At 41.0% G+C, this 7,697-nt stretch carries 6 protein-coding genes; all 6 read left to right on the top strand.

Translation table 11 applies throughout. The features are described 5' to 3' along the window. Nucleotides 1-585: 585 nt before the first annotated feature. Nucleotides 586-891 (top strand): hypothetical protein, encoded by a 306-nt coding sequence (locus tag EXN75_RS16650; protein WP_187349107.1) that lies wholly within the window; start codon nucleotides 586-588, stop codon nucleotides 889-891. Nucleotides 892-1,220: 329 nt separating this feature from the next. Further along, entirely contained in the window at nucleotides 1,221-3,521 is a 2,301-nt protein-coding gene (locus EXN75_RS16655; RefSeq protein WP_134844668.1) for a hybrid sensor histidine kinase/response regulator, read from the top strand. Further along, the gene (locus EXN75_RS16660; protein WP_134844669.1) at nucleotides 3,518-4,834 is read left to right on the top strand and encodes a sigma-54-dependent transcriptional regulator; all 1,317 of its coding nucleotides are present in this window, start codon (nucleotides 3,518-3,520) and stop codon (nucleotides 4,832-4,834) included. The genes EXN75_RS16655 and EXN75_RS16660 overlap by 4 nt, the downstream gene beginning before the upstream one ends. Before the next feature lie 230 nt (nucleotides 4,835-5,064). Next, nucleotides 5,065-5,694, top strand: coding sequence for an RteC domain-containing protein (locus EXN75_RS16665; protein ID WP_134844670.1), 630 nt, complete (start codon nucleotides 5,065-5,067; stop codon nucleotides 5,692-5,694). A 91-nt stretch (nucleotides 5,695-5,785) separates the two neighbouring features. Next, entirely contained in the window at nucleotides 5,786-6,394 is a 609-nt protein-coding gene (locus tag EXN75_RS16670; RefSeq protein ID WP_134844671.1) for a DUF6088 family protein, read from the top strand. Continuing rightward, nucleotides 6,391-7,697 (top strand): ATP-binding protein (locus tag EXN75_RS16675; RefSeq protein ID WP_134844672.1); only part of this gene is annotated, 1,307 nt, incomplete at its 3' end. The genes EXN75_RS16670 and EXN75_RS16675, both read left to right, overlap by 4 nt.

The raw sequence follows: 7,697 nt of genomic DNA on the forward strand, positions 1-7,697 counted from the left end.
TGTCATTTTTGACCATTTCTGCTACCGATATTTTAGTGCCTGTATGCTCCAAAACGCCTCTTTTATATTTATTAACATAAAAAGCTGCTCAAAAATTTGGCTATGTCTTAGGAATCAGCGAATGCCATAGCATAGCTGTCCGTGCCCCCCAAAAAGGCACGGATAGCTATGCTATGGTGATAAGTCATACTTTTTTGCTGTTAACTTTTTTTCGAATATAAATTTAGAAAAAGAGACTCTTCCTTCTTGTTGAAGACAAAAGGTGGTAAGCAATTTATTGAGATGGATCACTGGATTGACGAAGCAACATCATCTCTCGTAATATACCCTATCTATAGTGTAAGATTCGATATTCTATCAAAATGGTTTGAGAAATTTAATATGAAAAATTTGCAAGACCAAAGAGACAGAGCCAGTATCGCTTTTTCTGGGGATATGCTATCTATGCAAGACAAGTTTGATTTCAACTTGAATGGGTAAAAATATGCAACCGATTTTAATGAATTACAAGCAAAAGTTCAAAAGTGTGCAGAATATGTCTTTTCAGAATATTCGTCACTTGATAAACTCTATAATAAAACAATATTGCCAATTTTAAACGGAGAGGTTTCTCTACCTGATGTTGGATATACTACGGCAAAGAACTATGATGATGCGGGTAATTTAACAGGTGAAACGGCAGAAACAGCACCAACACCTTATCAAAAGACTGCAAATTGCAAAAAATATGAAGCAGAACTTGGTTGGTATGGATTGATGTCACCAAGTGGAAAAGTCATTACTCCTCCAAGATATTGCGATATTACAGCCATTGGCTACGACTTGCATTTATGTAAAACTGATGATATTAGAGGTGAAGTTCTGAATGGTAAAGGTGTAAGAGTTAAGTAAACGACTCTCTCATTTACTCATTGATAAAGTTGACAACGCAAAAGACTTTTCAATAAGATTCAAAAGGATGGTAGGATTGAAACTCTTGCCATCCTTTTTCGATTAAGTCTCACAATCTACACTTTGTCAGCTTTTGGCTTTATTGTCCATTGTTATTATTCAATAATGTTTTTTTCTCTAACAATATGCTGTTTTTACCAAGAAATTACATAAAAGTTGTTATAATATATATAAATATTCGTCTTTGATACTTCCTGCCATTATCTTTGCCGATTAAAATGTTAGTGTAAAGCAATAATGAAGTAATAGAAACGTAAAAAGTAAACAACATGGAACGCAAAGAACAGACCGGGCATATCTGTAGATGGATGGCTTTAGGCATCATGACTGCCATCATCATCGTAGGATGTACCATTGTAATCGGCCTATTTGAATGGCGCGACAGAAATGAGATTGAGTGTAGAAATGCAGAATTGCATCAGTGGCGAAAGAATGTGCATGACTTAAACTTGCACATAACGGAATTGTCACTGCTTGGTGAAATGGTTGCGGATTGGGACTCAACAGATGTAAATGAGTATCATTCGCTTCGATTGGAAGTGGACAGTATGCTTGAAGGCATCGCAGGTATCTGTCCGAAAGAAGATTCTGATACGATCTGCCGTCTTCTTGCAGAAAAGGAACAGCTCCTTCTGGATATTAAGGATGCTATGCAGGAATTGAATGCCACTCAAGAAAAGCTGACCGCAGAAGTTCCAAGAATTGTAGAGCAGAATAAAACTGAAAGCAAAAGACTTTCAGCTATGCCACAACAGGCAAAGCCAAAGAAGCGCGGTTTCTTCAGCAGATTGTTCGGCAAGAAAGAAAATGCAGTAACAACAGCCAGCCGTTTAACCCAAACTGAAAAGATGCTCACCAACCTAAACCAAACGGTTGTTGCTAAACATCACCAGCAAAGCCGTAAGGTAGTGGAGATATTGGATAGTCTTGGAAACAGAAATGAAGGTATCAATAAGCAGTTGCAAAGAGTAATCAGCATAGCTGATGAGAATGTGGATAAAGGCATCAAAGTTCGTGAGCGACAAATCGCAGACTTGGAAGGCAATTATACCTATTATTATATAGGAATGATAGGATTGTTGATATTGGTATTTTTCGTATTATTCCTATTGGTGTGGCGATTCGCATTCAAGACACGTAAGAGCAAGGAAGAAACAAGAAAGGTGATGCTGACAGTAACGCATGAGATGCGCAGTCCCTTGTCTGCCATCAAGGATTATGCTCGCAAGATTAGCGGACTTGAAGATGCTACGGATGAAAGCAAACGATATGCCGACTTGATTGTTGACACATCGAAAGGCTTGACTTCTATGATTGACAGTTTCCTGGTTTATTCCAAGTTAGAGAACGGAAAGGCGACCGTCAAGAAACGCCCTTTCCGCATGATGGACATTGCCGAGCAATTAATGATGGAGTATGAGCCCTTTGCTGCAAAGAAACAACTTGAATTGAGCGTCAACAATAAGGCTGATGGTGTTGTCAATGGAGACAAGGAAAAGGTGCTTACAATAGGACGCAATCTGCTTTCCAATGCCATCAAATATACGGGAAAAGGTGAGATTGTATTGTCCACAACCTATAAAGATGGTGTGTTCATACTAATGGTTAAGGATACAGGAACAGGATTGGATGACAAGCAACAAAAACAAATCTTCAAGGAATTTGCAAGATTGGGAAATGCGGTCACCCAACCGGGATTTGGCTTGGGACTTTCCATTGTCAAGAACCTCGTTTCACTGATGAAAGGAAAAATCGATGTGTCCAGTCACCAAGGGCTGGGAAGTATCTTTACCATTAGTCTTCCTATGGCTGCAGCCGAAAAGCAGAATGTGGAACCAATCCAGTATAGAACGAAACGACAAGATTCGTTTACTGTCATTGCCATTGATGATAGTCATGTGCAACTGAGTACCATCCGTGAGGCGTTTGCATCAAACGGCATCGTATGTGACACTTGTAATAATGCCACGGATTTATTGGATATGATGCGCAAAAAATCTTATGATCTGCTGATAACGGATTTGAAGATGGCTGAAGTGAATGGTATCGAGATTCTGGAAATGATGCGTATGGTGAACGTGCGTAACTCCAAGACTATTCCTGTTGTCGTTATGACAGCAGCACCAAATGTGAGTGAGCAAGAACTGCTTGGCGCAGGATTTGTCGCTTGTCTGTTCAAGCCGATGTCTGACAAGGATTTGATAAACACTGCAAGAAAGTGTGTGAATGGCAAGATAGCAGAAAAACAAATAGACTTTTCTATGTTGCTGACCTACGGCAATGAAAAAGAGACTTTGGAGAATTTCGTAAAGGAAATGACTGACACATTGGGCAGTATCCGTAATGCAGCCAAAGAGGAGAACCGCAAGAAAATGTCCGATGCCATTCACCACGCAAGAAGCTCGTGGATGATGGTACAATCTGACGAGTCTTTGAACTATCTCTTTGACCTGATTGAAGATTCTACATCATCAGACGACGTTATCAACCAAGCGGTTGAGGATGTTTTCGCACATGGTGAGGCAATCATCAAAGCCGCACAAAAGAAAATTGAGGAGGTAACAGCATGAAGAAAGTAATAATCATTGAAGACAGCCCGACATTTTGCAATATGTTGGGCAAGAAGTTGGAGGCGAAGGGATGGAAAACAATCTTATGCTACAATTACAGAGATGGTCTGAAAGCTGTGAGGGAATCCTCTGAATGGGATGTTGTCATTTCGGATATGCGCTTGGGGAATGATAACGGCATCGACCTGTTGGAATGGATGCGTAGTAACGGCTATCAGAATCCATTTATTATCATGACATCTTACGATGAAAGCATGAGTGCCGTGAGGACTATGAAATTGGGAGCGGAAGACTATATACCGAAGAAATTGTTGCTTGATGTAGTTTATGAACGTTTGGAAGAAATCATAGACAAGCAGAAACGACTCGTAGAGTTGAATAACAAGATTGTTTACCGCAAAAGTGAGAAGTTTCGCCGTATATACAAAATGGCAGAATTGTTTGCTAAAAGCGACATGGCTGTTATGATATTGGGCGACAACGGAACTGGCAAAGAACATATAGCGGAAAAGATACATCTGCAAAGCAAAAGAGCCGACCAGCCTTTTGAGGTAGTAGATTGCGGTACGCTTTCTGCGGAACTTGCCGTTTCCGCTCTCTTCGGACATGAGAAAGGTGCATTCACAAGTGCAGACGCTGCAAGAAAAGGTTACTTTGAATTGGCTGCTGGAGGTACGCTATTCTTGGACGAGATAGGCAACCTGCCGAAAGACGTACAGGCGATGCTGCTGCGTGTGTTGCAATCCAAGAGCTACCGACCATTGGGAGCTACAAAAGATAAAGTGGCTGATGTGCGCATTATTGCCGCCACCAACGAGAATCTGCAAGAGGCAGTTCGGGAAGGACGATTCAGAAGCGACCTGTATTATCGACTTCACGAAGCGGTTATTGAGATTCCACGGTTGCGGGATTGCAAGGAAGATATTATGCCATTAGCTAACTTCTTCCTGAAACTATATGATAGGCATACGGACAAAGAAATAAAATGTATCAGTAAGGAAGCGCAAAGGGCACTTGTAAGCCATACATGGCCAGGCAATGTGCGTGAGTTGAAATCATGTATCATGCGAGCTATGCTGTTATGCGAGAATGAGATAATAGATGTCGAGGACTTGCAGTTGTCACAATCGGCATTGAAAGAAGAGGCTTTGGACTTTGATGAACAAGAACGCAAGATCAATCGAGAGCGTATCTTGTGGGCTTTGAAGCAATGCAATGGCATCAAGCGTGATGCAGCAAAAATGTTGGAAATGAGCCATACTACATTCTATGCCCGTATGAAAGAGTATGGTATTCCTACTAATAAGTTGTAACGGTATAGGAACCGTGTAAGGAAGATTGGACGAGTGTCCGGTTTTCCTTACACTATTTCTGCTTGCAATTCCCTTGTGAAAATCTTATTCTCTTGATAAAGTTGCTGATTATCAGGAAATATCATCATCCAATTGTTTAGACTGTCTTGGAATGGCATAGGTATTGGACTAATAAATGATGTGCGCACAGAAACATCAAATTAGTACAAACCCATAAAAGAGACAGCAACATGGAATACAACATATTGTTAGAGACTGATTTTTTCAACTTGCTGAATGCAGGTCATAAGAACAAAGGTGGTAACGCTTTGGAGACCTCATATCGTGAGTTTATCAAGGTTGTGGTTGATTTATGCAGCACCAACGTGAAGCAAGCGGTCTTTGCACTGTCATACGCAGAGACCGAGCTTGACTTTCATCTGTCAATGCCCCATATAAAGGATTGTATGGGAACCGTAGGCTTGTATGTGCGCAAGGCTATTGCATTTGTCCGAAGGATGCAAGAGCATGTGGCAGCAACATATCATCTTCATGTGACCACATCCACTTCAGAAGCCTCCCCACCAGTATCATCAGAATCAAAGCCATTAGTAAAATGGACTGGCAATGCCGTTGACCTTGTAGAAATGGTATATGGCATCTGCGTAATGGGAAGCGTGAACGATGGCGATGTAAAATTCAAGGACTTGGCGCAAGCCATGTACCAGTTCTTCGGCATCAAAGCCAAGGACTGCTATCGTTTCTACACCGACATCAGAAGACGCAAAAACCATAGTCGTACTTACTTCCTTGACAGAATGCAGGAGAAGTTGAACGACAAAATGCGAAAGGATGATGAATTGGAAAGAATGAGACGATAATCGAGGTGTTTCTTATGTTATTTCTGAAAAAGATTAAAAACTTTTGGTGTTGCCACAAAAATATTGTAGTTTTGTGGCAAAATAAAGAGGAATGGCAACGAATAGCGCTTATAACGAGATAAAAAGGAAAATAACGTCTTCCAAACGGGGAACATTGTTCTTTCCCGATTCATTCGCTCAAATGGCATCATCCGATGCAATAAGGTCAGCCTTGGTGCGTTTGTGCAAAGATGGAGACATAATAAGAGTGGCACAAGGCATCTATTGCTATCCAAAGATTGACACAAAATGGGGAAGCGGAGTTGTACCGCCATCCATTGAAGACATTGCCAATGGCATTGCTAAACGTGATAAAGTTAGAATTGTTCCGACGGGTGCGTATGTGTTGAATGTATTAGGACTGTCAAAACAAGTACCGGCAAATGTGGTGTTCTTTACAGATGGGTCTTCTCGCAAGGTTTCTGTAGGCAAAGGTAACGGAATCCTTTTCAAGCATACATCTGAGATGAGAACATTTGCTTATCGGTCAAAGCTTATGCTGTTGATAGTAATGGCTCTCCGTGAAATCGGTGATGAAAATATAACAGAACTACAGATGAACATCATCAAAGGTCATTTGAAAAATGTCCCAACGGGAGATTTTCAAAAAGACATTTTGCTGGCTCCAGTATGGGTTCGTAAAAAATTGCAACAAGTATGAATTATCAAGATATAGAAAAACTTGCTTCCTTAAAGGAAAGCAACAATTTGGAGTTTAAGGAATCGACAGGTCAATTAGACCGTTCGATGGAGACTCTATGTGCGTTTCTCAACTGTGAAGGTGGTACTATTCTTTATGGTGTAAAGGATAATGGTAAGATTATAGGTCAAGAGGTATCTGACAATACTAAACGCTCTATTGCTGAGGCGGTCAATAGAATTGAGCCTTTTGTAGAGTTGGAAATCTCGTATGTTCCTATTCTTGAGACTGATAAATATGTGATAGCCATTCATGCGGAATGTCAACGATTCATGCGTCCTTTCACTTATAAGGGAAGGGCTTATATGCGCATTGAAAGTACCACAACTTTTATGCCACAGGAACGGTATAACCATCTCTTAATGGAAAGAGGCGGAAAATATGGATGGGAAGCAATGATAAACTCCGATCTGAAGATAACCGACTTGGATGAGAATGCCATTCTCGGTGCTGTCCGTGAGGGAATACGAAACGGAAGACTTCCAGAAACAACTATTCGCGAGGAGATACCTGTAATCTTGAAAAAGTTCGGCTTGTTCCATGATGGTAAACTGAACAATGCAGCCGCCGTGTTGTTTGGCAAGGATTTGTATGGATACCCACAATGTCTTGTGCGTATGGCTCGTTTCAAAGGAACAACAAAAGAAGAGTTTATAGACAACCAACGTGCAGAAGGTAACATTTATGAATTGCTTGATGCCGCAATGGCATTTTTCTTTAAGCATCTCTCACTGTCTGGTAAGATAAACGGTCTTTATCGTGAGGAAGAGTTGAGCATTCCGTACAAGGCTTTAAGAGAGAGCTGCATCAACTCACTTTGCCATCGCTCGTATCATCAACCGGGCAGTTCTGTAAGCATCGCTATCTACGATGACCGTGTTGAAATACGAAATACGGGAACTTTTCCTGCCGACTTGCCTATAGAACGTCTTATGCAGGAACATGACTCCAAGCCACAGAATCCAATTATCGCCAACGTACTCTATAAGAGCAAGATATTGGAGAGTTGGGGACGTGGAATAGGTACAATGGTCGATGAATGCAAACGTGTAGGCTTGCCTGCTCCAGAATTCAATACTGATGGCAATTTTGTGTGGGTCGTATTTAAGTATAATAGGAGCAGTGTGGTAAACACCCAACAAGCTACCCAACAAGCTACCCAACAAGCTACCCAACAAGCTACCCAACAAGCTACAAAATTTGTTCAGGAGCTGATTTCTGTTGTAAATACCAATGAATATTCAGTAAAAGAAATCATGTCTCT

This window comes from Segatella hominis (assembly GCF_004535825.1).
Taxonomy (GTDB): domain Bacteria; phylum Bacteroidota; class Bacteroidia; order Bacteroidales; family Bacteroidaceae; genus Prevotella; species Prevotella hominis.